Origin of the sequence: Pseudomonas sp. PvP100 (assembly GCF_017833055.1) — a bacterium.
Lineage (GTDB): Bacteria > Pseudomonadota > Gammaproteobacteria > Pseudomonadales > Pseudomonadaceae > Aquipseudomonas > Aquipseudomonas syringae.
Genome location: NZ_JAFIBO010000001.1, coordinates 677,421 through 703,262 on the forward strand (window position 1 = coordinate 677,421; position 25,842 = coordinate 703,262).

The window sequence follows — 25,842 nt, forward strand, 5'->3', positions numbered from 1 at the left end:
GGTGGGGGATGCGGCCCTTGGGCAAAGGGCCGCTTGTGGTGCAGGCCTTAGGCGCTGAAGCCGCCGTCGATGGTCAGGCTGGCACCTGTGATGTAGCCCGCTTCAGGGCCAGCGAGGTAGGCGACGAAGCTGGCGATTTCTTCGCTGGTGCCGTAGCGGGGCAGGGCCATCAGCGCTTTCAGGGTTTCGGCGAATTCGCCCTGTGCAGGGTTCATGTCGGTGTCCACCGGGCCGGGCTGGACGTTGTTGACGGTGATGCCTTGCGGGCCGAGGTCGCGGGCCATGCCTTTGGTCAGGCCGATCAGCGCCGATTTGCTCATGGCGTAGGTGGCGCCGCCCGCAAAGGGCATGCGGTCAGCGTTGGTGCTGCCGATGTTGATGATGCGGCCGCCTTCTTCCATGTGTCGCGCGGCTTCCTGGCTGGCGATGAATACGCTGCGCACGTTGATGGCCAGGGTCTTGTCGAAGTCCTGCATGCTGAACTCATTGAGCGGCGCAATGGCCAGAATATCGGCGTTGTTGACCAGGATATCCAGCCTGCCTAGGGTCTCGGCAGTGGTCTGTACGGCCTGGCGGATGGCTTTTTCGTCGGCGCTGTCTGCGCGAATGGCCAGGGCCCGGCCGCCATTGGCGACGATGCTGTCCTGAATCTCCAGAGCGCTGACTTCGGAGCTGACGTAGGTAAACGCCACGGCAGCGCCTTCTTTGGCCAGGCGCTGGACGATGGCCGCGCCGATACCACGTGAGCCGCCCTGCACGAGCGCTACTTTGCCGGCGAGTTTAAGGTGTTCGATCATGATGTTCTCCTTAGGGGCAGGTCTCGGACAAGCCTGAGCCTGTCGACGATTGCGACCAGAATAGACCTTGATTGCGATAGTCTTGCTGAACCAAAAGTTCGGACTGATTGATCATGGATATTCAAGACAACAGCGCGCTGATCCTGATCGACCTGCAGCAGGGCATCCATCATCCCAAGCTCGGGCGACGCAATAACCCGCTGGCCGAGATCCATGTCAGCGCTCTGCTCGGTGCCTGGCGGCAATCCGGGCGGCCGGTGATTCACGTCCGGCATTTCTCGACGTCACCCGAATCAGTGTTCTGGCCGCAACAATCAGGGGTCGAGTACCAGCCAGCGTTCTTGCCGCAATCCGATGAACGTGAGCTGAGCAAGCAGGTACCCGACGCGTTTTGCGGGTCTTTCCTGGAAATGTGGTTACGCTTCGACGGGATCAGGCAACTGGTGATTGCCGGGGTGGTCACCAACAACTCGGTCGAGTCCACCGCGCGCAGTGGCGGCAATCTGGGGTTTGACGTGCTGGTCGCGCACGATGCCTGCTTTACCTTCGATCAACAGGACTTCTTCGGCACGCCGCGCAGTGCCGAAGAAGTGCACGCGATGTCACTGGCCAACCTGCACGGCGAGTACGCTACGGTGCTGTCGACGGCGCAGATTCTCCAGCAGGTTGCTGTCGAATAAGCGCCTGACGGGCTTACTTGCGGGTTTTCTTCGGCGCAGCGGGTAGTGGGGCGAAAAGCGCTTGCAGGTCTTCGTCGCGCAATTTCCAGTCGCCGCTGGTGCGCCCGTCGAGCACGCCCGAGGCCAGCGCTGATTTTTCCCGTTGCAGGCGCTGGATTTTCTCTTCCACGGTGCCGCGCGCGATCATCTTGTAGACGAATACCGGCTTGTCCTGGCCGATACGGTACGCACGGTCGGTCGCCTGGTTTTCCGCTGCCGGGTTCCACCACGGGTCGTAGTGGATCACCGTATCGGCGGCGGTGAGGTTGAGGCCGGTGCCGCCTGCTTTGAGGCTGATCAGGAAAATCGGCAGCTTGCCGCTCTGAAAATCATGAATCGGCGTGCGGCGATCGCGGGTCGAGCCGGTCAGCAGGGCATAGGCGATACCGCGTTGCTTGAGCTCTTCCTCGATCAGGCTGAGCATCGAAGTGAACTGCGAGAACAACAGAATCTTGCGACCTTCGGCCAGCAGTTCTTCGAACATCTCCATCAGGCTGTTGAGCTTGCCCGAGGTGCCTTGTTTGCTGTTGACCGGCATGTCCTGATTGACCAGGCGCAGGTCGCAGCAGACCTGACGCAGCTTGAGCAGCGCCTCGAGAATGATGATCTGGCTGCGTGCCACGCCTTTACGGGTGATTTCGTCCCTGACCTTTTTGTCCATCGCAAGACGTACGGTTTCGTACACATCGCGCTGCGCGTCGTTGAGGTCGACCCAGTGGATGATCTCGGTCTTGGGTGGCAGTTCGGTCGCGACCTGCTCCTTGGTGCGACGCAGCAGAAACGGCTTGATACGCGCATTGAGGTGATGCAGGCGGTCCTGGTTGCCATGCTTTTCGATGGCGGTGCGGTAGTTGCTGTTGAATTCCTTGCTGTTGCCCAGCCAGCCGGGCATCAGGAAGTGAAACAGCGACCACAGCTCGCCCAGATGGTTTTCCAGTGGCGTGCCGCTCAGGCATAGGCGCTGGCGGGCGTTGAGGTTGCGTGCGGCCTGAGCGGCCTTGCTGTTGGGATTCTTGATGTACTGCGCTTCATCGAGAATCAACACGTGGAAGGGCTGTTTTTCGAGCAGCTCCAGGTCCCGTGGCAGCAAAGCGTAGGTGGTCAGGATCAGGTCGTAATCCTGAAGGTTGCCGGCGTCCTGATGTCGGTTGGCGCCATACAGTGCCAGCACCTTGAGGTCCGGGGTGAAGTGCTCGGACTCGTCCAGCCAGTTGGGGATCAGGCTGGTCGGCATTACCGCCAGTGCCGGGCGATCGAGGCGGCCGGCTTGTTTTTCCATCAGCAGGTGGGCCAGGGTCTGCAGGGTCTTGCCCAAGCCCATGTCGTCGGCCAGTACGCCGCCGACTTCCAGCTCGCGCAGCGACTGCATCCAGCTCAAGCCTTCCAACTGATACGGGCGCAGCGTGGCGTTCAGGCCATCGGGCAGGCTGACCGGCGCGTCCTTGATGTTGATCAGGCGCTCGGCAAAGTGACGCAGGCGGTCGCCGCCCTGCCAGGTCAGCGGCAGGTCTTCGAGCTGGGTGAGGCGCGCGGCATCGGCTTTGCTCATGCGCAGCGCGTTGTTGCCTTCCTGACGCCAGTAGAAGTCACCCAGTGTCGCCAGTACCGGCTTGAGCCGGCCGTAGGGCAGGGCGATCTGTATCGGGCTGCCGCCGCTTTGCGTGAAGTGATTGAGCTGCACCAGCAGTTGTTCTTCGTCGCCGCGCTTGGCCACGGCCGACGGGCTCATCAGTTCGGGATGGCTGCGGATCAGGTTGATCAGGATCGGCAACAGGCTCAGGCGCTCGCCGTTGACGATGATGCCCAGCTCCAGGTCGAACCAGTCGCGTTCGTTCTCTTCGTCGATGACCGCGTACCAGTCTTCCACCGGCGTGACGTCGAAGCCGAACTCTTCCTGAATGTCGATTTCCCAGCCTTGTTCGCGCAGGCGCGGCAGGTCATCGAGGACAAAATGCAGCCAGGCCTTGTCGTTGGGCAGTTCGTACATGTCGCCGGCGCTGTCGGGCAGTGCCTTGCTTTGCCGGGTGGCGACCTTGAAACCCAGATCGGCCAGTTCCTGACGCAACTGCCGCTCCCGTTCGCCCTGACGACGGATGCGCAGGGTTTCGGTGTCGGTGTGTTCGATGATGTCGCTTTTCTGGTTCACCAGATCGCTGCCCAGCGAACTGACCAGAATGCTGACGTTGGTGGTGCCAACCGCGTAATGCTTGCCGTAGGCAAAGGCCAGCGCGGCACGGTGCTGAATGTGCCGCTGCATGCGCCCGTTGCGCGGCTCGTAGGCACTGAACTCGATGCTGGCCAGAATCAGCCTGGGCCGTGGCTGCAGATCATCGATCAGGCGCTCCGGCAGCCTGGGCTTCTGCTCGACGGGCTTTTCCGGCTCTTGCTGGTGCGAGGCCAGTGCGGCCTGCAGCAGCGGACGGTTGTGCGGGTCTTGCAGAAACAGCAGGGCGGCCACGCAATGTTTGCAATCGTTGCGAACCGGGCAGGTGCATTTGCAGGTCAGGTAGTTCTTATAGCGATCGGGGTCCTTGAACAGCAGCGTCTGGGTGTAGATTTCCAGGCCCGAGCCCCGACAGGCGGTGCGGATGATCTGCGGGCTGGAGTCTTCCAGCACGATGCGTTTTTGCCGGGCGTAGTCGCGCCCTCGCTCAAGCGTTCGCTCGTGGAATAGGTCTGTCCAGGCCGCAGCCAGGACTTTTTCGAGAATGGACGACAAGTTTTAAAAAGCCCTACGCCGCAGCGATGCTCAAAAAGAAAGGGGACGCCTGGGCGTCCCTTGCGTACGTAAAGATCAAAGAGGAGAAACCTTGATCAGCAACGCGAGGTTGCCGTTGTCCAGATAGGTCAGCTCACCGTTCTTTACCCTGGCAGTCTGCTTCAATCGTTCACTGCTGATGACCACGCCATGCGGGTCCAGCTGGTTGACCCAGAATTGTGCACCAATATCGGTGAAGCGTGCCATCGCCAGACTCACGGTGCCCTCGATCGGGTAATGACCAAGCCGCTCTTCACCACTGGTGATGGCAACTTTGCCCGGTTCGCTGCCGATGCTCTGCTGCCAGGCGCGCTGCATCAGCACTTCATAGTGGCCGCTGCTTTGCAGTTTGCTCGCCAGATCATTGAGCGCGGGGCTTCGTTCATCATTCGCGTCGATCTTCTGTGCGCCCTTGTCCCAGTTTTCCGGTACAAGTTGGCGGGTCGAGGCCGGCTCGCCGTTCTGGCGAAACAGCAGAATCTCGACCTGATACAGGCCATCGGCGAACGCTGCCGGCGCGATCAGCGTCAGCAGCAGGATCAATGAACGAAACAGAAGCATGCGTGAATCCTTCAAGCAGTTTTCGGGGTCAGGCGCTCAAGCAGCGCTTCGATCGTGTTGAAGCGCTCTTCCGGGCGCTCCATGGGAACCATGAATTTGAACAGCGTGGCACCTTCGAACTTGTAGCGGTTGGGCTGGCTCTGAATCAGCTTGATCAGGGTCAGTGGGTCAACTGGCGTCTCGGCCGCGAACTCGATACGGCCACCTTGCGGGCCACCGTCGATTTTCCGGATGCCCAGCTGTTCGGCGTGCAGTTTGAGCAGCGTGATACGCACCAGGTTCTTGGTCGGTTCCGGAAGCAGGCCGAAGCGGTCGATCATTTCGACCTGCAGGTCCTTGAGGGCCTCTTCGTCAGCGGCGTTGGCAATGCGCTTGTAGAGAATCAGGCGCGTATGCACATCCGGCAGGTAGGCTTCGGGGATCAGTGCCGGCACGCGCAGGTTGATTTCCGGTCCGCCGCCCAGCGGCTGATCGAGATTGGGCTGCTCGCCCTTGCGAATCGACTTCACCGCGCGCTCGAGCATTTCCATGTACAGGGTGAAGCCCACCGCCTGGATCTGACCGCTCTGGCCGTCCCCGAGCAGTTCGCCTGCGCCACGGATTTCCAGGTCGTTGGTGGCGAGCACGAAGCCCGCGCCCAGGTCCTGGGTGTTGGCAATCGCTTCCAGACGCTTTTCGGCGTCGTGGGTGATCTGTTTGCGTGGCGGCGTCAGCAGGTAGGCGTAGGCCTGGTGGTGACTGCGCCCGACGCGGCCGCGCAACTGGTGCAACTGGGCCAGACCGAACTTGTCGGCGCGCTCGATGATGATGGTGTTGGCGCTCGGTACGTCGATGCCGGTCTCGATAATGGTCGAGGCGATCAGCACATTGAAGCGCTTGTGGTAGAAGTCGCTCATCACCTGTTCGAGTTCGCGCTCGCGCATCTGCCCGTGGCCGATGCCGATACGCGCCTCCGGCACCAGCTCGGCCAGGTCAGCGGCGCATTTCTCGATGGTCTTGACGTCGTTGTGCAGGTAATAGACCTGACCGCCGCGCAACAGCTCACGCAGCAGGGCTTCCTTGATGGTCGGCTTGTTCTGCTCCATCACGAAGGTACGCACCGACAGCCTGCGCGCCGGTGGCGTGGCGATGATCGACAGGTCGCGCATGCCCGACACGGCCATGTTCAGGGTGCGCGGGATCGGCGTTGCGGTCAGGGTCAGAATATCGACCTCACTGCGCAGCGCCTTGAGCTGTTCTTTCTGGCGCACGCCAAACCGGTGTTCTTCGTCGATGATCACCAGACCGAGGTTCTTGATCTTGACGTCATCCTGCAACAGCTTGTGCGTCCCGATAACGATGTCGATCTTGCCCTCGGCCAGATCGGCAACCGCAGCGTTGACTTCCTTGGCCGACTTGAAGCGGCTCATCACTTCGACGGTCACCGGCCAGTCGGCGAAACGGTCGCGGAAACTATTGTAGTGCTGCTGGGCGAGCAGGGTGGTCGGGACCAGAATGGCCACCTGACGCCCGCCATGCACGGCGATGAAGGCGGCACGCATGGCCACTTCGGTCTTGCCGAAACCCACGTCGCCACAGACCAGACGATCCATCGGCTTGGGCGCCAGCATGTCGGCGCGCACGGCATCGATAGTGGTTTGCTGATCCGGTGTCTCTTCAAACGGGAAGCCTGCGCTGAAGGTCGCGTAATCGGCTTTGGGGTCGGCAAACGCATAGCCTTCGCGGGCTGCGCGACGCGCGTAGATATCCAGCAGCTCGGCGGCCACGTCACGCACTTGCTCGGCAGCCTTGCGTTTGGCTTTTTGCCAGGTTTCCGAGCCCAGGCGGTGCAGCGGCGCGGTTTCGTCGTCGCTGCCGGTGTAACGGGCAATCAGGTGCAGGTTGGCGACCGGGACGTACAGCTTGGCGTCTTCGGCGTAGGCCAGCATCAGGAATTCGGCGACCTGGTTTTCGACTTCCAGCGTCGCAAGCCCGAGATAGCGGCCTACGCCATGATCGATGTGCACCACCGGCGCGCCTTCGCGCAGCTCGGTGAGATTCTTGATGACTGCGTCGTTGTTGCCGCCGTCGGTGCGTTTTTCGCGGCGCCGGCGCTGCATGACGCGCTGGCCGAACAGCGGGCTTTCTGCGATCAGCGCCAGTGCCGGTTGTTCCAGCAGCAGGCCTTCGTCAAGCGGTGCGATGGTGATTGCCAGCCGGTCCTTGCCGTCGACGAAATCCAGCCAGCTGTCGACGGTTTTGGGGCGCAGCTTGAGACGTTCGAGCAGTTCCAGCAGCACTTCCCGGCGTCCGGCGGACTCGGCGGTGAACAGCACGCGACCGGGGAAGTCATCCAGAAACCTCGACAGGGCCGCCAGTGGTTGAGTGGCCTTGGCTTCGATGGACAGGTCCGGCAGGGACTGCGCCGGGAAACGCTCGCGTCCGGCACCGGCGTCGACATCCTGCTGGCTGGCGACCACGCGCGGCCAGTTTTTCAGGCGCGCGAAGCAGTCTTCCACCGGTAGAAACAACTCGGCCGGCGGCAGCAGCGGCCTTGCAGGGTCGACGCGGCGTTCTTCATAGCGATTGCGCACGTCGTTCCAGAAGTTCTCGGCCGCCTGTTCGATGCCCGGCAGGGAGAACACCTGGGTGTCCTGCGGCAGGTAATCGAACAGCGTCGAGGTTTCCTCGAAGAACAACGGTATGTAGTACTCGATGCCGGCAGGTGTGATGCCGCTGCTCAAGTCCTGGAAAATCGGGCTGCGCCGGAAGTCCACGTCGAAGCGCTCGCGAAAGCGCGCCTTGAAACGTGTGACTTCTTCTTTCTGCAACGGGAATTCACGGGCAGGCAACAGGCGCACCGACTCGACCTTGTCGATGGAGCGCTGGGTGTCCGGATCGAAGGTGCGCAGCGTTTCGATTTCATCGTCGAACAGGTCGATCCGAAACGGCAGTTTGCTGCCCATCGGGAACAGATCGATCAGCGCCCCGCGCACGGTGAACTCGCCATGTTCGTAGACCGTGTCCACATACCGGTAGCCGCTGGCTTCCAGGCGCGTACGCATGGCTTCCACATCGAGCTTCTGGCCGACATCCAGCACCAGGCTGCTGCCGAGCAGAAATTTGGTCGGCGCCAGTCTGTGTAGGGCGGTGGTGATGGGGACTACCAAAACGCCATGCTCCAGTTCCGGCAGGCGATAAAGGCTGGCAATACGCTGGGAAATGATGTCCTGATGCGGCGAAAACAGGTCGTAGGGCAGGGTTTCCCAGTCCGGGAAGTGCAGAACCGGCAGCGTAGGTGCAAAAAACTTCAGCTCTTGCTCAAGCCGCTCGGCGCTTTGGCTGTCGGCGGTCAGGAGCAGGGTGAAGCGCTTGGCCGCGCTGGCGGCTTCGGCAATGGCCAGGCTCAGTGTGGCACCGGGAAGATTGCCCCAGTGTTGTTTGCCTGCAGCGGCAGAAAGATGCGGTAGACGCAGAACTGGCACGGGAAGGTCGGGCTCCAGGCGTTGCAACAGGGGCGGCGATTGTAACGGGGGAAGGTGGTGGCTGTCAGTTTTCCGGAGTATTACCGAGTATTTACGGGCGAAAATTATGTAGTGCGTGTCGATATGACAGCCGTGCATTGCTCATAAACAAAGGCGCGGTCATAATGTAGCCCCTTTTTTCAGCCCCTACATGTGGAAGGTTCCCGTGACTCAGAAGCCCGACCAGTGTCTTGGTGAATGGATTGATCGTGAAGCTCTCGCCGAAGCGATGATCCCGCTCATCGGTCAGCTCTACCGCAATAATAATGTGGTGAGCTCGATCTATGGCCGTAGCCTGATCAACCGTTCAGTCATCGCGATTCTCAAAGCTCACCGCTTTGCGCGTCATCGTCAGTCCGATGCGGTTGAGTTGTCCGTACACGAGACGTTCCCGCTGATCAAGGCGATGAGCGAGCTCAAGCTGGGTGCCGCTTCGGTGGACCTGGGCAAGCTGGCCGTGAAGTTCAAGACCGAAGGCAATGGCCGCACGCCCGAGCAGTTCGTTCGTGAGGAACTGGCCAGTGTAGTGGGTCAGCAGGGCACCAGCCCTCGCAAGGGCACTGACGTCGTGCTGTACGGTTTCGGTCGTATCGGTCGCCTGCTGGCGCGGATCCTGATCGAGAAGACCGGTGGTGGCGACGGCCTGCGTCTGCGCGCCATCGTGGTCCGCAAGGGCGCGGAAAACGATCTGGTCAAGCGCGCCAGCCTGCTGCGCCGTGACTCGGTTCACGGTCCGTTCGATGGCACCATCACCATCGACGAAGCCAACAGCACGCTCACCGCCAACGGCAACCTGATTCAGGTGATCTACGCCAAGAACCCGTCCGAGGTGGATTACACCCAGTACGGTATCAAGGACGCCCTGCTGGTGGACAACACCGGTGTATGGCGTGATGCCGAAGGTCTGGGTCAGCATCTGGCCTGCCCGGGCATCGACCGCGTGGTCCTGACCGCGCCGGGCAAAGGCAAGCTGAAGAACATCGTGCACGGTATCAACCACGGTGAAATCACTGCGGACGACAAGATCGTCTCGGCGGCCTCCTGCACCACCAACGCCATTGTGCCGGTGCTCAAGGCAGTCAACGACAAGTTCGGCATCACCAACGGTCACGTCGAAACGGTGCACTCGTACACCAACGACCAGAACCTGATCGACAACTTCCACAAGGGCGACCGTCGTGGTCGCAGCGCCGCGTTGAACATGGTCATCACCGAAACCGGTGCGGCCACCGCTGCTGCCAAGGCATTGCCTGAGCTGGCTGGCAAGCTGACCGGCAACGCGATCCGTGTTCCGACGCCGAACGTGTCCATGGCCATTCTCAACCTCAACCTCGAGAAGCAGACCACTCGCGAAGAAATGAACGAGTACCTGCGCTACATGGCGCTGCACTCGGACCTGCACAAGCAGATCGACTTCGTGAACTCGCAGGAAGTGGTCTCCACTGACTTCGTCGGCTCGCGTCACGCCGGTGTGGTGGACGCCGAAGCCACCATCGTCAACGACAATCGCGTTGTGCTGTACGTCTGGTACGACAACGAATTCGGTTACAGCCACCAAGTGGTTCGCGTGATGGAAGACATGGCAGACGTCAATCCGCCAGCTTTCCCGCAGTAAACGTTGAACGCTTGAGCTGTCCGGTCTGACCAGGGCAGCAGATAAACGGGCCGGACCCTGCGCAAGCAGGCTTCGGCCCGTTTTGTTTTGTGGCGGACCATGAGAATCTGTGGCGCGCAGATTTTCTGGACGATGGAGTATCAAGGATGAGCAGTTCGGCCCTGGACGGTTCGCAACACCCCCTCAAAAGCAGCTTCTTCCTGCTGTTTCTGACGATCTTCATCCCCTTTGGGCTGGGGCATTTCGTTTCCTACCTGTTTCGTACCGTCAACGCAGTGATCTACGTCGACCTGCAAACCGACCTGAGCTTGCCCGCCAGCAGTCTGGGTTTGCTGACTGGCGTGTATTTTCTGACCTTCGCCGCCGCACAGATTCCGCTCGGCGTCATGCTGGACCGCTATGGGCCGCGCAGCGTTCAGGCGCCGATGCTGCTGTTCGCGGTCGCCGGCTCGGTCATCTTCAGTATTTCCAGCACCGAGACAGGGTTGTTGATCGGGCGAGGGCTGATTGGCCTGGGGGTAGCGGGCTCGCTGATGAGTGCGATCAAAGCGTGTGCCATCTGGTTGCCGGTCGAGCGTTTGCCGCTGAGTACCGCCTGCCTGCTGTCGATTGGCGGGCTGGGCGCGATGGCGTCAACCACGCCATTACATGCGCTGCTGAACTGGTTGACCTGGCGAGAAGCGTTTCTGGTTCTGGCGCTGCTGACCTTTTGTGTGGCGGTGGTCATACACCTCAGCGTTCCCAAAGCCTACGAGAGCAAAAAAACTCGTTACAGCGATATGTTTGCCGCGGTCGGCAAACTGTACTCGTCGTGGACGTTCTGGCGTCTGGCGCTGTACTCGGTGTTCGCGCACGCCATCTACATGTCGGTACTGTCTCTTTGGATGGGGCCATGGTTACGTGATATGGCGGGTTTGAGCGATTCCGGGATGGCCAATGTGCTGTTGTTCGGAGCTATCGCGATGGTGGCGGGGTCCCTGACGTTCGGCGCGATCACCGATTATCTGCGCAGGTTCGGCGTGCAGCCAATCATGATCTGTGGCACCGGTATGCTGATCTTTGTCGGTTTTCAGGTGCTGATGGCCAGCGGCTTGCCAGTATCGCCCTATCTGGTTGCCATGGGCTTCAGCTTCTTCGGCACCTCGACGACCATGAACTACGCCATTGTGGCGCAATCGGTATCACCGGAACTGGCGGGCAGGGTGAGTTCTTCATTCAATCTGGTGGTGTTCGTGCTGGCGTTTTTCCTCCAGTGGTTGATGGGAGTCGTACTTAATCTATGGCCAGCGTCCCAGGGCGCCGGTCACTCGCTCGAGGCGTACCAGTGGTCGTTGGGCCTCATGATTGCGCTGCAATTGCCTGGCGTGCTGCTCTGGCTCAGCTTTCGTCCCTGGAAACGCAAGGTCTGAAAACGCAAAACCCCGGCCGAGAGACGCTCGAGCCGGGGTTTCTTTTGCGATGCAGCGATCGATCAGCTGGCTGAAGCCGCCACGGGCGCTTCAAGCTTTTGCCCGCCCTTGCGGAACAGCACCAGTGTGGCCACCAGGCCCAGCACTGCTGCGCCGGTCAGCCAGATGCCTGGCGCTGCCTTGTTGCCCAATTCGTGAATCAGGTAAGTACAGGCCGCCGGGGTGAAGCCGCCGAAGGTCGCGGTCGCCAGGCTGTAGGCCAGCGAGAAACCCGTTGTGCGGACTTCGACCGGCATGATCTCGGTCAGCGCCACGACCATCGCGCCGTTGTAGGAGCCGTACAGGAACGAGAACCACAGTTCGACCATCAGCAGATTGCCGAAGCTCGGGTGTGCAACCAGCCACGACAGTGCGGGGTAGGCAGTGGCGATGGCCAGCACGGTCGCGGCAATCAGCAGCGGCTTGCGGCCGATGCGATCGGAGAACGACCCCATGATCGGCAGCCAGATGAAGTTGGACACGCCCACGCAGACCGTCACCAGCAGACTTTCCAGGTCGGTCAGGTTCAATTCGTTCTTGCCGAAGGTCGGGGTGTAGGCGGTGATCAGGTAGAACGACACGGTGGTCATCACTACCAGCGCCATGCCGCCCAGCACCAGACCGAAGTTCTGGCTGATGGAGCGCACCACTTCACGCAGCGTCGGGCGATGCGTGCGAGCTTCGAACTCTGGTGACTCTTCCAGCGAGCGACGGATGATGAAGATGGCCGGCACGATCAGGCAGCCGATCAGGAACGGCACGCGCCAGCCCCATTCGCCCATCTGCTCAGGGCTCAGCCAATGGTTCAGACCCACGCCCAGCAAGCCGGCGAAGACCACGGCGGCCTGTTGGCTGGCGGACTGCCAGCTGACGAAGAAGCCTTTGCGGCCCGGTGTCGAGATTTCAGCCAGATACACCGAAACGCCACCCAGTTCCACACCCGCCGAGAAACCTTGCAGCAAACGACCGAGCAGCACCAGCAAGGGTGCAATGACACCCAATGTGGCGTAGCCGGGTACACAGGCAATCAACAGAGTGCCCATTGCCATCATCGCGAGGGTGATAATCAGCCCTTTGCGACGCCCGTGACGGTCGATGTAGGCACCGAGAAAGATTGCGCCCAGAGGACGCATCAGGAAGCCCGCGCCGAAGGTCGCCAGCGACAGCATCAACGAAGCGAAAGCGCTGTCGGAAGGGAAGAAGGTTTTTGCGATGGCCGTGGCATAGAAGCCGTAGACCATGAAATCGAACATCTCGAGGAAGTTACCGCTGACAACGCGAAAGATCGCTTTGCCCTTACTTGTTGTGGAGGCCATTTAGTTACTCGCTCAGGCTCGTCGGCTTGGAGTCCGTTGTCGTTTTTATCCCGTTCGCATCGCCATTTCGTGTGTGCAGCTGGCGATCCGCACTTGTAACAGTATGTGTAACAGGGCTCAAAGACAACCGTTTCGGCGATTTGCTATCAGTTAACTGACGCTTGACAGGTCAAGAATATGGAAATCGTGCGGCGTGTCATTTTTATGAAACTTGATGAAACTTGATGAACAGGCAGGGCGCGCAGGGAGCATAAGTGGCCGTCGACCACTAATATGCCGGTCGGCCTTGTGTCGGCGCGGTTCATGGGGTGTCAGAGCAGGTTATGGACGCTTTTCTGTCTTGTTCGCCAATGGCAGCAAGTCACTCTGAAGGTTTTTATAGTGCGGGGCATGGGTTTGCGTAGGTTTGGCAAGGTTGCAGGGTGCCTCGTGTTGCTGGTGTGCAGTGGTTGTGGTCAGGAACGCAAGCTGGAAAGCTTTGGTGGGCCGACCATGGGCAGCCATTATTCTGTGGTGTATGCGCGCGCCTCCGGGCAGCCAGAGCCTGCGGCTGTGCGTCCGCAGGTTGAAGCGATTCTGGACGAGGTCGATCAGCAGATGTCGCTTTGGCGCACGGATTCGGATATCGAGCGCTTCAATGCATTGCCTGCCAATAGCTGCCAGGTGATGCCGGAACCGGTTTTGAAAATGATCGGCGTGGGCGAACAGCTGGCGCAGGAGAGCGACGGTGCCTTCGACCTGACGGTCAAGCCGTTGATGGACCTGTGGGGGTTGGGGGCTCATACGCTGTTCGAGCAGATGCCGCTGGTGCGGCAACTGGCCCGGACTCAGGCGCTGGTCGGTTATCGCAACCTGCGCATCGTCGGCGACCGGTTGTGCAAGAGCGCCGCGGTGCAAGTCGACCTCAACAGCATCGCCGCGGGCTATGCGGTAGATCGCATCAGCGAACGGCTGGACGTGCTGGGCTTGCACGATTATCTGGTGCAGGCCACAGGTGAGCTGAAAGTCAGTGGGCTCAAACCCGACGGCTCGCCCTGGCGGGTGACCCTGGACGCGCCCCTCGATGATGGCACTGTCACGCAAAAAGTATTTCCGCTCGAAGGCTACGCCGTATCTACGTCGGGCGACTTTCGGCGTTACACCGACCATGAAGGATGGCGCATTTCCGATACGATCAATGCCCTGACCGGCAAACCGATCAGCCACAGTCTGGCGTCGGTGACGGTCATTGATCCCTCGGCGCTGATGGCCGACGGTCTGTCCTCCCTGCTGTTGATTCTCGGCCCGCAGCGCGGCTGGGATTATGCGCAAGAACATAAAATCCCTGCTTTTTTTGTGATTCGTGCCGATAAGCGCTTTATCATCCGCAGCAACGCGTCGTTTGATCGTCTGGTTGTGGAGCAGCCGCGATAAGTCAACGTGCCGGATTATCCGGTCACTGGCGTCAGGTGCAGACAAAAATTGGCCTTCGACGCGACCAAGGGTTAATGTTCGCCGCCTCGGTGCAGCGCTAGACTGCGCCGCGTGATTTAGCCAGAGATGCCAAAGTGGCGCCTCGGTCTGTTTAAAGGAGTACGCATGGCTGTCTACAACTACGACGTAGTGGTACTGGGTTCCGGCCCTGCCGGAGAAGGCGCGGCAATGAACGCCGCCAAGGCGGGGCGCAAGGTCGCCATGGTCGACAGCCGTCGGCAGGTGGGCGGCAATTGCACCCATTTGGGCACCATTCCGTCCAAGGCCCTGCGTCACTCGGTCAAGCAGATCATTCAGTTCAACACCAATCCCATGTTTCGTGCCATCGGCGAGCCGCGCTGGTTTTCGTTTCCGGATGTGTTGAAAAACGCCGAACTGGTCATCTCCAAGCAAGTGGCCTCGCGCACCGGTTACTACGCCCGCAACCGTGTCGACGTGTTCTTCGGCACCGGCAGTTTTGCCGACGAGACCAGCGTCAACGTGGTCTGCACCAACGGTGTGGTGGAAAAGCTGGTGGCCAACCAGATCATCATCGCCACCGGTTCGCGCCCTTATCGGCCGGCCGATATCGATTTCAGTCACAAGCGTATCTACGATAGCGACACCATCCTCAGCCTGGGCCATACCCCGCGCAAGCTGATCATTTATGGTGCCGGTGTGATCGGCTGTGAATACGCCTCGATCTTCAGTGGCCTTGGCGTGCTGGTCGAGCTGGTGGATAACCGTGATCAGTTGCTGAGCTTCCTGGATTCGGAAATTTCCCAGGCACTGAGCTATCACTTCAGCAACAACAACGTGATGGTTCGCCACAACGAAGAGTACGAAAAGGTCGAAGGCCTGGATAACGGCGTTATCCTGCACCTCAAGTCCGGCAAGAAGATCAAGGCCGATGCCTTGCTGTGGTGCAACGGCCGTACCGGCAACACCGACAAGCTGGGTCTTGAGAACATTGGCCTGAAGGCCAACGGTCGTGGTCAGATCGAAGTGGACGAGACCTACCGTACCAGCGTCTCCAACGTCTACGGCGCCGGCGATGTGATTGGTTGGCCAAGCCTGGCCAGTGCTGCTTACGACCAGGGTCGTTCGGCAGCGGGCAGCATGGTCGACAATGGCAGCTGGCGTTATGTCAACGATGTGCCGACCGGGATCTACACCATTCCCGAGATCAGCTCGATCGGCAAGAATGAACACGAACTGACGCAGGCCAAGGTGCCTTACGAAGTGGGCAAGGCGTTCTTCAAGGGCATGGCGCGTGCGCAGATTTCCGGGGAGCGGGTCGGGATGCTGAAAATCCTGTTCCACCGCGAGACGCTAGAGGTGCTGGGCGTGCATTGCTTCGGTGACCAGGCGTCCGAGATCGTGCACATCGGTCAGGCAATCATGAGCCAGCCGGGTGAAGCGAACACCATGAAGTACTTCGTCAACACCACGTTCAACTACCCGACCATGGCGGAAGCCTATCGGGTAGCCGCATACGATGGCCTCAACCGGCTTTTTTAAGCGACTCCGGCCGGTGGCCTGAGCCGGCCGGGGAGACCGATTTCAGTGATTCCCGAGCGTGGCGGTGGCCAAACCGGGAAAGTCTGTAATCAGGCTGTCGACGCCGAAATCAGCGAGCCTGCGCATCAGTGCAGGCTCGTTGACTGTCCACACCGACACATGCAGGCCCTGACGCTGTGCTTTCTGCAGCCGCTCCGGGGTACACAGTGTCCAGTTCAATGCCAGAATTTCACAGCCGTAGCTCTGGGCGACCTTCAACGGGTCGAGCCAGGCGTACTCGGCTACCAGCCCGCGCGCGATGTCCGGCGTCAGGTCGAGGGCGGCGCGCAGCACTTCGCGAGAACTGGAGGTGATCGTCACCTTGTCCAGCAAGCCATGGCGCTGAGCCATTTCACGAATCGCCAGCACGGTGTTGGCGGCGCGAGTGCGTGAAGCGCTTTTGACTTCCAGCTGCCAGTGCTCGAAATCGCATTGTTCGAAGAGCTCTTCCAGGCGTGGAATCGGGCACGGCGAGACCCAGCCAGGGCCACCCTTGCGCGCGTCATACGTCACCAGGTCGTCTGCCAGGTGTTCGTTGACCTTGCCGCGTCGGTCGGTGGTGCGCTTGAGGGTCGGGTCATGAATGACCATCAACTCTCCATCCTTTGAAAGATGCAGGTCCAGTTCACAGCGGCGCACGCCGTGCTTGAGGCATTCCTGAAAGCTGGTCAGGGTGTTTTCCGGTGCTTCGCCCTTGGCGCCGCGGTGGCCGTAGATAAGGGTCACGTTTACTCCTGGCTACTACTGGTAGTGATAAAGAGGCAGGGTGTTCAATTTCCGGATGGTTGGCCCTGTTCCAGCGCCTGGCGCCGCTGCTGAGCCTGACGCTGCAACACGTGGCGGGCGAGTAACTGGCGCTGGGCGTCCGGGAGATTGACGAACTCGGTACTGATATCGAAATTGCCGTCTGCCAGCGTGTCACATTGGCAAACCCTGGCGCGCAGCATCAGACCCGCGGCCTGAGGCATCAGCACCATCTTGATCGACAGCTGTTCGCCGACTGCAAAAGCCTGTTGAGAATTGAACTGAATCCCGCCTTCGGACAGTTTGACCGGCTGGGGAGCGCCCAGCTTGCCCAGTGCGGTGTGGGCAACCACTTCGCCCAGCAGGTCAATGCGCTTGCTCAGCGACTTGAGAAAACTGTTCAGCACCCGGTCGCGCTCGTCGAGCTGGCGCATCAAATGCTGTGACTCGAACTCGCTCACGTGCAGCTCGCTGAGCAGGTCGAACAGCGTCGAGGTGTCCTGCATGGCATCCTGGCTTGCCTGGTCGGCGGCAGACAGGGGGTTAATTTCCAGTGCGACGCTGTCGTCGATACGGTAGTATTCGCGGCGTCCTGCTTCATCTAATGTCGACATGGCGAACCCAAGCTAGCGGCGGTGGTCAGAGAGTTTCGAGTGTAAAGCTGCACGTCAAGGCCCGCCACACGGACGTCCTCATTCCTGCGAACAAATTCCTACATGTTCAGACCTCTTTTTGTATTTATCGGCACGCGCTACACCCGTGCGAAGCGACGCAATCATTTTGTTTCTTTCATCTCCCTGACCTCCATGATCGGCCTCGCCCTGGGCGTTGTGGTCATGATAGTCGTGTTATCGGTGATGAACGGTTTCGATCACGAAATGCGTACCCGCGTGCTCGGCATGGTGCCGCACGCGACCATCGAATCGGCTGATCCGATCACTGACTGGCGCGGTCTGGCCGCGAAGGTTCAGGAAAACCCGCAGGTGCTGGCCGTTGCGCCGTTCACCCAGATGCAGGGTTTGCTGACCCACGACGGCAAGGTGCAGAAAGTGCTGCTCAACGGTATCGACCCGCTCGAAGAGCGCAAGGTCTCGATCATTGACCACTTCATCAAGCAGGGCCAGCTCGACAGCCTGTCGCCCGGCAGCTTCGGCATCATGATCGGCGACAAGGCCGCGGCCAAGCTGGGCGTCGGCATCGGTGACAAACTGACCTTCGTTGCACCTGAAGTGACGGTGACGCCGGCCGGGATGTTCCCGCGCATGAAGCGTTTCGAGGTGACCGGCATCTTTCACGTCGGCGCTGGCGAAATCGACGGTTTTCTGGGGCTGACCAACCTCGATGACCTCGGCCGTCTGCACCGCTGGAAGCCCAATCAGGTGCAGGGCCTGCGTCTCAAGTTCGACGACCTGTTCGCGGCGCCACGTACCTCGTGGGAAATCGCGCAGAAGCTGGGCGAAAACAATTTCTACTCGCGTGACTGGACGCGCACCCACGGTAACCTGTATCAGGCCATCCGCATGGAAAAAGCCATGATCGGTCTGTTGCTGCTGCTCATCGTGGCGGTGGCGGCCTTCAACATCATTTCCACGCTGGTGATGGTGGTCAATGACAAGAAGGGCGACATCGCGATTCTGCGTACCCTGGGCGCAACGCCGCGGCAGATCATGGCGATATTCATGGTCCAGGGCACGGTGATCGGCGTGGTCGGCACGCTGATCGGCGCGGCGCTGGGTATTCTGGCGGCGCTCAATGTCAGCGCAGCCATTGCTGCACTCGAAGGGCTGATCGGCCACAAGTTTCTCAACGCCGACGTCTACTTCATTGATTACCTGCCTTCGCAACTGATGGCCCAGGACGTGTTCCAGGTCTGCGGTGCAGCGTTGGTCCTGAGTTTCCTCGCCACCCTGTATCCCGCCTGGCGTGCTGCGCGCACCCAGCCGGCGGAGGCGTTACGTTATGAGTGAGTCGGGCATGTCTGATAAAGCAGTATTGAGTTGCCGCAACCTGGGTAAATCCTACGAGGAAGGCCCGGAGTCCGTGGTGGTATTGTCCGGCCTGCAGCTGGAGTTGCACCCTGGCGAGCGGGTCGCGATCGTCGGCAGTTCGGGGTCGGGCAAAAGTACCTTGCTCAACCTGCTGGGCGGTCTGGACACGCCATCCGAAGGCAGTGTCTGGCTGGCCGGCGAAGAGTTGTCGGCGCTGGGCGAAAAGGCTCGCGGCCTGCTGCGTAACAGAGCGCTGGGTTTCGTCTACCAGTTCCACCATCTGCTGCCCGAATTCACCGCGCTTGAAAACGTCTGCATGCCATTGTTGATCGGCCGTACGCCGATCCCCGAAGCCCGTAAGCGCTCCACTGCATTGCTGGAGCGTGTCGGCCTCGGTCATCGTCTGGCGCACAAGCCTTCGGAGCTGTCCGGTGGCGAGCGTCAGCGTGTGGCAATTGCCCGTGCCTTGATCAATCAGCCCGGTCTGGTAATGCTTGACGAGCCGACCGGCAACCTCGATCACCACACGGCGCAGGGCATTCAGGACCTGATGCGTGAACTGAGCACGTCGTCGCGCACGGCGTTTCTGATCGTGACCCACGACATGAACCTGGCCCGGCAAATGGACCGCGTCCTGCGTCTGGAAGACGGCCGCCTCGTCGAGGCCTGATCGACCCGGCCCGGCGCAATTCATCGCGCCGGGTTCCAGTTTTTATACGGTGTATTTTTCCACGGTGCTTCGCGAATGTTCAGACCGTTACCCATCTTCATCGGCATGCGCTATACCCGCGCCAAACGCCGCAAAAGCTTCATCTCGTTCATTTCGATGACCTCGATGATCGGTCTGGCACTCGGTGTCCTGGCGATGATCGTGGTGCTGTCGGTCATGAACGGTTTCCAGCGGGAAATGAGCTCGCGGATTCTCGGCATGGTGCCGCACGCGGTGATCGCCGGTAACACTCCGGTCGATGACTGGAAACCGCTGGCCGACGCTGCGCTGAAAAACCCTGAAGTCACCGCTGCCGTGCCGTTCACCGACATGGAAGGCATGCTGTCCTACAAGGGCTCGATGCAGCCGATCCAGATCAGCGGCGTGGACCCGGCGCTGGAACATGAAGTGTCGATCGTCACACAACACATTACCCGCGGAAGTCTCGAAGACCTCAAGCCGGGCGAGTTCGGCGTAGTGCTGGGCGACATTACCGCGCGCCGCTTTCGCCTGAGCATCGGCGACAAGCTGACGCTGATCGTCCCGGAAGTCAGCAGCGCCCCTGGCGGCATCACGCCGCGCATGCAACGCCTGACCGTCGTGGGTATTTTCAAGGTCGGTGCCGAGCTGGATGGTTCGATGGGCCTGATCAACATCGCCGATGCGGCGCAGATGCAACGCTGGCAGCCCAATCAGGTTCAGGGCGTGCGACTGGCGCTCAAGGATCTGTACAAGGCGCCGCAGGTGTCCACCGCCATTGCCGCCGGTCTGGGTGAGGGCTATCGCGCCGATGACTGGACCCACACCCAGGGCAGCCTGTTCAGTGCCATGAAAATGGAAAAAACCATGATCGGTCTGTTGCTGCTGATGATCGTCGCCGTGGCCGCGTTCAACATCATTGCGACGCTGATCATGGTGGTCAACGACAAGGGCGCAGACATCGCCATCCTGCGCACCATCGGCGCCACGCCGCGGCAGATCATGGCGATCTTCGTGGTTCAGGGCACCGTCATCGGCATCGTCGGTACATTGATCGGCGGCATCCTGGGGATTATTGCCGCGCTGAACGTCAGCAGCCTGGTGGGCTGGCTAGAGCGGGTCAGCGGTCAGCATATCTTCAGTTCCGATGTGTATTTCATCAGCAACCTGCCTTCAGAACTGCAGGCCGGTGACGTGCTGCTGATCTGCAGCGCCGGGTTTATCCTGAGCTTTCTGGCGACCATCTACCCCGCATGGCGCGCCGCGCAGATCCAGCCAGCGCACGCACTGCGTTACGAGTGACAGCGCCTGAGTCACCTTCGCCGAGGCCGCAGGGCGGCCCGCGAGGGTGGCGGGGCAGCGCGGATTTTCGCTGAAAGCCCCACGCAAACGCTATAAACTCGCCGCGTTAATTCATGATCCAGGTATTGCCATGCATCCCGCAGCCGAACACTCACCGCTGGGCAAGTCCAGTGAGTACATCGCCACCTACACGCCGTCGCTGTTGTTCCCGATCCCTCGTGCCGCAAAATGGGCCGAGCTTGGGCTTACCGCGCAGACGCTGCCTTATCAGGGTGTCGATTTCTGGAACTGCTACGAGCTGTCATGGCTGCTGCCTTCCGGCAAGCCGGTGGTGGCCATTGGCGAATTCAGTATTCCGGCAGAATCGCCGAACATCATCGAATCGAAGTCCTTCAAGCTGTACCTCAATTCGTTGAATCAGACGGCTTTCGCGAACGTCGAACAGCTGCAGACCACTCTCGAGCAGGATTTGTCGGCTGCGGCGGGCAAGCCGGTCGGCGTGCGTATTCGCAGCCTGGCGGAAATCGAAGAAGAAGGTGTCGCGGCGTTGCCGGGCCTGTGCATCGACGACCTGGACATTTCGGTCAGCAGCTATGACCGGCCGCAGCCCGAGTTGCTGCGTTGTGATGACTCGCGGGTGGTGGAAGAGAGCGTGCACAGTCATCTGCTCAAATCCAACTGTCCGGTCACCAGCCAGCCTGACTGGGGCAGCGTAGTGGTCGAATATCGCGGCGCAGCACTGGATCACGCCAGCCTGCTGGCGTATATCGTCAGCTTCCGCCAGCACTCGGATTTTCATGAGCAGTGTGTGGAAAGAATCTTCCTCGACCTGCAGCGCTTGCTCAAGCCGGAGAAGCTCACCGTGTATGCGCGCTACGTGCGCCGCGGTGGTCTGGACATCAACCCGTACCGCAGCACTGAAACGCTCGACGTGGACAATCGCAGGCTGGCGCGGCAGTAATATTGTCTGAGGCCCGAGGAGCGAACGCAGAGCGTCCGGAACGGCATCCCCACGCGGAGCGTGAGGAACGACAGGTATCAGTAGTGCTGATGCTCCGCGTCGCACCGCGCATCAGCGGCCGAACGCAGAGCTATCAGAACGGCATCTCCCAATCAGACTCCGATATTGCCCAGCGTCTGCACGATGTTGCGCAGAGTGCCGGCGATAGTCGGATGCTCCAGCTCGAAACGCTCGACAGCCAGATTCACGCCATCAGCCAGGCTGCTGTCCTGCTCGTGGGTGGCCTGTTCCAGCTGAATTTTAGTTTCAATTTGTTGCATGAGCTCGTGCAGGTTTTCCCGCTCGGACTCTGACATCGGCGGGTTATGCTCCAGTTGCTCGCGCAGAGTATTGAGTTGTTCTTGCAGTTCGCGGGCGGGCATGACGTGCTCCTTGATTGATAAGTCTGTCTCATGGACTTCGCCGGAGAGCTAAAGGTCCATGTTCAATCAAGACTAATCCAGTCTGCGCCCTGCTGCATATGTATCAGGGTTTTTCGCCCTTGCTGCGTCGCAGGGCGATGTCGGCCAGGCAGGATTCCAGCTCGCCCAGATGGTCGATCACCGAATGCACCCCCAGCGAATAGAGTTTGAGCGTGGCCTGCGCGCGTCGCTGTTCACGTTCTGCATTGCTGAGCGCCTGCCATTGCGAGGGCGAGAGTCCGCACAGTGGTCCGCAGGAGGCCAGGCCAATGGTCCACAGCCCGGCGTTCAGCCCGGACTGCAACAGGCGCGGGTCACCGCTGATCAGTACGCAGCCGTCCAGATGGCTGACTTTCAGGGCCATCAATGCCAGCCAGCAGGCATCCGGTGCGGGCCAGCCTGCGGTCGGGCGGGGGGCGGGAATCATCCAGTCACTTACCGGCACAGACAGTGTGGCGCTCACGCTTTCAGGCAGTTCATCGAGCCAGGCGCAAGGCATGCTCTGGTCGCGCAGGGTCTGCAGAATAGCCTTTGCACCCGGTGTGAACTGCGTGTGCTCATCGCCGGGTGTGCGCGAGTTTGCGGCCTGCGCGCCGAAGTCCACCAGGCAGCCGCTGAGGCCGAACAGCAGGGCAGGGAAGGTTGGCAGAGGCGTGAGGACCGGGGCGAGCATGAGGATCTCTCTGAAATATCGAGAAACGCTACCGATCTTTTGTGACACTTCGATGAATGTGCGATGACGGAGTTTATGCGGAACCCTTTGCTGACAGACCTGCCTTATTCTCGACAGAAGGCTTTATACTCCCTGTCCTAGCGTGTGGGGCGTAGCACCCGCGTCATTATTTCGATATCTCGATCAGGAGTGTCAGCTATGCCCGTGACCGGTGCAGGCTTTATCAAACGTTTGGTGCAATTGTCCCTGTGTGCCGGCATCGCGCTGGTTCCGGTGGCCGTGCAGGCCGCTGAAGATGATCCGTGGGAAGGCATCAACCGTCCCATTTTCAAATTCAACGATACCCTTGACGCTTACACGCTCAAGCCGCTGGCCAAGGGGTATCAGTACATCGCACCGCAATTCGTCGAAGACGGTATCCATAACTTCTTCAGCAACATCGGCGATGTCGGCAACCTGGCGAACAACGTGCTGCAGGCCAAGCCTGAAGCGGCTGGAGTCGACACTGCGCGCCTGATCGTCAACACCACCTTCGGCCTGCTGGGCTTCATCGACGTAGGTACCCGCATGGGCCTGCAACGCAACGACGAAGACTTCGGTCAGACGCTGGGCTACTGGGGCGTGCCGAGCGGCCCGTTTGTGGTCATTCCGTTGCTGGGGCCAAGCACTGTACGTGATGCAATCGCCAAGTACCCGGACACCTACACCTCGCCCTACCGCTACATCGATCACGTCCCGACCCGTAACACGGCGCTGGGCGTCAACCTGATCGATACACGTGCCAGCCTGCTGTCTGCCGAGCGTATGGTCAGTGGCGATCGCTACACCTTCATTCGCAATGCCTATTTGCAGAACCGCGAGTTCAAGGTCAAGGATGGCAAGGTCGAAGACGATTTTTAATCGCTACTTTACCCCTGCATGAATCAATAAAGGCGACCCTGGGGTCGCCTTTATTATTTTGTAAAAGTGTGAACCGGTTCCGCCCGTTTTCACTTCATCGAGACGATTGAAAGCCCCAGTTTCTGTCCACCACCTTCTTCATCATTCACCCAGACCACCTCGGTTTCGGCTTCAAGCCCCTTGAGTGCAGGATGGTCAGAATCAATACGCACGTCGAGTTTGTCTCCGACCTGGAACGAGCGTGGCGCCTGAACCTGCATGCCAGAGCTGGAAAGGTCAATGCATACGGCAGGGATCACCTGGCCGGCGTGGATCAGGTTGACGTCTGCATCGACGCGCATGCGGATGTAATCCCGCTTTTCCTCGTAGTCGCGATCATTTCGACTCATGTACAGTCCTTCGTTTTAGTTGCTGATTTGTGAGTTCTTATAACTCTGGGTGATTTGCGATGTAAAGAGCGCAAAGTGAGGGTAGGAGCATGCTTGAAACACCCGTCGGATGGGAGTACCGTCTGCGCCTTGAAGGGCACCTCTGAAACACGACAGACTTATCAAGTTGTTGCGTGTTATTGCGGAGAGGCTAGAAGCGAATCCAGTAAGTGGCTTCCGGTAACCCCGGGCCGCCTACGCCAACCTGATCTGGCGCCGTTTGCCCCCATGCCAAAAACCAGTGCCAAGCTGCTGATTATCGATGACGACGACGTAGTGCGCGCAAGCCTTGCCGCCTACCTTGAAGACAGTGGCTTCAGCGTTCTGCAAGCGAGTAACGGCTTGCAGGGAATCCAGATATTCGAGCAGGAGAACCCCGATCTGGTGGTCTGCGACTTACGCATGCCACAGATGGGCGGGCTTGAGCTGATCCGTCAGGTCACCGCCATCGCGCCGCAGACGCCTGTCATCGTCGTTTCCGGCGCGGGCGTGATGAGCGATGCAGTCGAGGCCTTGCGCCTCGGCGCTGCCGACTACCTGATCAAGCCTCTCGAAGATCTTGCCGTACTCGAGCATTCGGTGCGTCGTGCGCTGGATCGTGCTCGCTTGCTCACTGAAAACCAGGTCTACCGCGAGAAGCTGGAAAAAGCCAATCGCGAGCTCGAAGCCAGCCTGCACCTGTTGCAGGAAGACCAGGACGCAGGTCGGCAAGTGCAGATGAACATGCTGCCGATCACGCCGTGGTCGATTGACGCGTTCAAGTTTGCGCACCAGATCATTCCGTCGTTGTACCTGTCCGGCGATTTTGTCGATTATTTCAGGGTCGACGAACGGCGCGTCGCTTTCTATCTGGCCGATGTTTCAGGCCATGGCGCGTCATCGGCATTCATTACCGTGCTGCTGAAGTTCATGACCACGCGGCTGCTGTTCGAGTCCAAGCGTGGTGGAACGCTTCCGGAATTCAAGCCGTCGGATGTGCTGGGACATATCAACCGCGGCCTTATCAGTTGCAAGCTGGGCAAGCACGTTACGATGGTCGGCGGTGTCATCGACGAAGAGTCAGGTAAACTGACGTACGCAGTGGGCGGACATCTGCCATTGCCTGTGTTGTATTCCGAAGGGCAGGCGCATTATCTGGAAGGTCGTGGACTCCCGGTAGGGTTGTTCAACGAGGCGACTTACCAGGATCATGAAATCGATCTGCCCGAGTCCTTCAGTCTGACCATGTTGTCTGATGGCATACTGGACTTGTTACCCGGTGATACACTCAAAGAGAAAGAAGCCGTCCTTCCCGAATTGGTCAAGACGGCTGGCGGCAGCCTGGATGGCTTGCAGCGGGTTTTTGAATTGGCAACGCTAGGGGAGATGCCGGATGATATCGCCTTGTTAGTGTTAAGCAGGAATCTTGAATGAGTACCGGTAGAATCCAGTTCGCCGAGCAGGAAGGCACCTTCGTTCTCAAGTTCGTGGGTGAAGTGCGATTGACGCTGTGTTCGGCACTGGATGCGACTATCGAGCGCATCTTCACTGCGCTGAATTTCTCGGCGGTGGTCATTGACCTGACCGAAACCCGCAGCATTGACAGCACAACGCTTGGCCTGCTGGCCAAACTGTCGATTCTGTCACGCCAGAAGGTAGGCCTGTTGCCGACCCTTGTGACCACTCACGAGGACATCACGCGCCTGTTGCAGTCGATGGGCTTCGATCAGGTCTTCAACATCGTTGACCGGCCTCTGCCGCGGCCTGAGTGCCTGACTGATCTGCCTTCACAGGACCAGTGCGAAGAAGTGGTGAAAGCCAAGGTGCTTGAAGCGCACAAGATCCTCATGGGCCTCAACGACTCCAATCGTGAAGCGTTCCATGATCTGGTCAATGCACTGGAAGGTCAGCGCTAGGCATCAGTTGCGTCTGTCTCTCTGATCGCCGAACCCCAGGCAGCAAAAAGGGCGACACCTGCGAAGGTGTCGC

At 59.9% G+C, this 25,842-nt stretch carries 22 protein-coding genes; 12 read left to right on the forward strand and 10 right to left on the reverse strand.

The annotated features are described in order from the left end of the window. Positions 1-47: 47 nt before the first annotated feature. Positions 48-797, reverse strand: a complete 750-nt coding sequence (locus JOE39_RS03060; RefSeq protein ID WP_210077911.1) for a 3-oxoacyl-ACP reductase family protein — start codon at positions 795-797, stop codon at positions 48-50. A gap of 113 nt (positions 798-910) precedes the next feature. Here JOE39_RS03060 and JOE39_RS03065 point away from each other — a divergent pair, with 113 nt between their 5' ends. Then, a complete protein-coding gene (locus JOE39_RS03065) occupies positions 911-1,477 on the forward strand; it encodes a cysteine hydrolase family protein (RefSeq protein WP_210077909.1) in 567 nt (188 codons plus the stop codon). Positions 1,478-1,490: 13 nt separating this feature from the next. Here JOE39_RS03065 and JOE39_RS03070 read toward each other — a convergent pair whose 3' ends face one another. The 3 genes from JOE39_RS03070 to mfd all read right to left on the reverse strand — a co-directional run bounded on the left by JOE39_RS03070 (position 1,491) and on the right by mfd (position 8,299). Further along, positions 1,491-4,235 (reverse strand): DEAD/DEAH box helicase, encoded by a 2,745-nt coding sequence (locus JOE39_RS03070; protein ID WP_024663040.1) that lies wholly within the window; start codon positions 4,233-4,235, stop codon positions 1,491-1,493. 75 nt (positions 4,236-4,310) lie between these two features. Then, positions 4,311-4,835 (reverse strand): CsiV family protein, encoded by a 525-nt coding sequence (locus JOE39_RS03075; protein WP_003396734.1) that lies wholly within the window; start codon positions 4,833-4,835, stop codon positions 4,311-4,313. A gap of 11 nt (positions 4,836-4,846) precedes the next feature. Continuing rightward, positions 4,847-8,299 carry a transcription-repair coupling factor gene (mfd, locus tag JOE39_RS03080; protein ID WP_004418369.1) on the reverse strand — a complete coding sequence of 1,151 codons (3,453 nt, stop codon included), beginning with the start codon at positions 8,297-8,299 and terminating at the stop codon, positions 4,847-4,849. Between the two features lie 190 nt (positions 8,300-8,489). Between mfd and JOE39_RS03085 the strand changes: the two genes are divergently transcribed. Beyond that, positions 8,490-9,953 (forward strand): glyceraldehyde-3-phosphate dehydrogenase, encoded by a 1,464-nt coding sequence (locus JOE39_RS03085; RefSeq protein ID WP_003315085.1) that lies wholly within the window; start codon positions 8,490-8,492, stop codon positions 9,951-9,953. A 146-nt stretch (positions 9,954-10,099) separates the two neighbouring features. Next, positions 10,100-11,362 (forward strand): MFS transporter, encoded by a 1,263-nt coding sequence (locus JOE39_RS03090; RefSeq protein WP_057445859.1) that lies wholly within the window; start codon positions 10,100-10,102, stop codon positions 11,360-11,362. 62 nt (positions 11,363-11,424) lie between these two features. Here the strand turns inward: JOE39_RS03090 and JOE39_RS03095 are convergent, their stop codons facing one another. After that, positions 11,425-12,717, reverse strand: a complete 1,293-nt coding sequence (locus tag JOE39_RS03095) for an MFS transporter (protein WP_003415899.1) — start codon at positions 12,715-12,717, stop codon at positions 11,425-11,427. 390 nt (positions 12,718-13,107) lie between these two features. Here JOE39_RS03095 and JOE39_RS03100 point away from each other — a divergent pair, with 390 nt between their 5' ends. Further along, positions 13,108-14,130 (forward strand): FAD:protein FMN transferase, encoded by a 1,023-nt coding sequence (locus tag JOE39_RS03100; RefSeq protein ID WP_161420844.1) that lies wholly within the window; start codon positions 13,108-13,110, stop codon positions 14,128-14,130. Between the two features lie 165 nt (positions 14,131-14,295). After that, positions 14,296-15,690, forward strand: a complete 1,395-nt coding sequence (gene sthA, locus JOE39_RS03105; RefSeq protein ID WP_003315081.1) for a Si-specific NAD(P)(+) transhydrogenase — start codon at positions 14,296-14,298, stop codon at positions 15,688-15,690. Between the two features lie 42 nt (positions 15,691-15,732). Here the strand turns inward: sthA and JOE39_RS03110 are convergent, their stop codons facing one another. Both JOE39_RS03110 and JOE39_RS03115 read right to left on the reverse strand, forming a co-directional pair. Continuing rightward, entirely contained in the window at positions 15,733-16,455 is a 723-nt protein-coding gene (locus JOE39_RS03110; RefSeq protein ID WP_003315080.1) for a glycerophosphodiester phosphodiesterase, read from the reverse strand. A gap of 44 nt (positions 16,456-16,499) precedes the next feature. Further along, on the reverse strand, positions 16,500-17,087 hold the full coding sequence (locus JOE39_RS03115) for a PilZ domain-containing protein (protein ID WP_003315079.1): 588 nt from the start codon (positions 17,085-17,087) through the stop codon (positions 16,500-16,502). 102 nt (positions 17,088-17,189) lie between these two features. Between JOE39_RS03115 and JOE39_RS03120 the strand changes: the two genes are divergently transcribed. The 4 genes from JOE39_RS03120 to queF all read left to right on the forward strand — a co-directional run bounded on the left by JOE39_RS03120 (position 17,190) and on the right by queF (position 21,412). Next, the gene (locus JOE39_RS03120; protein WP_003315078.1) at positions 17,190-18,440 is read left to right on the forward strand and encodes a lipoprotein-releasing ABC transporter permease subunit; all 1,251 of its coding nucleotides are present in this window, start codon (positions 17,190-17,192) and stop codon (positions 18,438-18,440) included. Between the two features lie 7 nt (positions 18,441-18,447). Further along, on the forward strand, positions 18,448-19,131 hold the full coding sequence (lolD, locus tag JOE39_RS03125; protein ID WP_016567727.1) for a lipoprotein-releasing ABC transporter ATP-binding protein LolD: 684 nt from the start codon (positions 18,448-18,450) through the stop codon (positions 19,129-19,131). 75 nt (positions 19,132-19,206) lie between these two features. Beyond that, positions 19,207-20,451 (forward strand): lipoprotein-releasing ABC transporter permease subunit, encoded by a 1,245-nt coding sequence (locus JOE39_RS03130; protein ID WP_010426030.1) that lies wholly within the window; start codon positions 19,207-19,209, stop codon positions 20,449-20,451. 130 nt (positions 20,452-20,581) lie between these two features. Beyond that, entirely contained in the window at positions 20,582-21,412 is an 831-nt protein-coding gene (queF, locus tag JOE39_RS03135; RefSeq protein WP_003396752.1) for an NADPH-dependent 7-cyano-7-deazaguanine reductase QueF, read from the forward strand. Positions 21,413-21,564: 152 nt separating this feature from the next. On the opposite strand, the gene JOE39_RS03140 is transcribed toward queF, so the two are convergent. Next, entirely contained in the window at positions 21,565-21,834 is a 270-nt protein-coding gene (locus tag JOE39_RS03140) for a DUF4404 family protein (RefSeq protein ID WP_003315072.1), read from the reverse strand. A gap of 103 nt (positions 21,835-21,937) precedes the next feature. Next, positions 21,938-22,546 carry a hypothetical protein gene (locus JOE39_RS03145; RefSeq protein ID WP_003383922.1) on the reverse strand — a complete coding sequence of 203 codons (609 nt, stop codon included), beginning with the start codon at positions 22,544-22,546 and terminating at the stop codon, positions 21,938-21,940. 198 nt (positions 22,547-22,744) lie between these two features. Here JOE39_RS03145 and JOE39_RS03150 point away from each other — a divergent pair, with 198 nt between their 5' ends. Further along, positions 22,745-23,446, forward strand: a complete 702-nt coding sequence (locus tag JOE39_RS03150; protein ID WP_003346474.1) for a VacJ family lipoprotein — start codon at positions 22,745-22,747, stop codon at positions 23,444-23,446. Between the two features lie 89 nt (positions 23,447-23,535). Here JOE39_RS03150 and JOE39_RS03155 read toward each other — a convergent pair whose 3' ends face one another. Then, on the reverse strand, positions 23,536-23,835 hold the full coding sequence (locus JOE39_RS03155) for a PilZ domain-containing protein (protein ID WP_003315069.1): 300 nt from the start codon (positions 23,833-23,835) through the stop codon (positions 23,536-23,538). Positions 23,836-24,102: 267 nt separating this feature from the next. Between JOE39_RS03155 and rssB the strand changes: the two genes are divergently transcribed. Both rssB and rssC read left to right on the forward strand, forming a co-directional pair. Further along, positions 24,103-25,287 carry a two-component system response regulator RssB gene (gene rssB / locus JOE39_RS03160; RefSeq protein ID WP_003315068.1) on the forward strand — a complete coding sequence of 395 codons (1,185 nt, stop codon included), beginning with the start codon at positions 24,103-24,105 and terminating at the stop codon, positions 25,285-25,287. Then, positions 25,284-25,769: an anti-sigma factor antagonist RssC gene (gene rssC, locus JOE39_RS03165; RefSeq protein WP_003315067.1), complete on the forward strand. Its 486-nt coding sequence runs from the start codon at positions 25,284-25,286 to the stop codon at positions 25,767-25,769. The genes rssB and rssC overlap by 4 nt, the downstream gene beginning before the upstream one ends. Positions 25,770-25,842 lie beyond the last annotated feature (73 nt).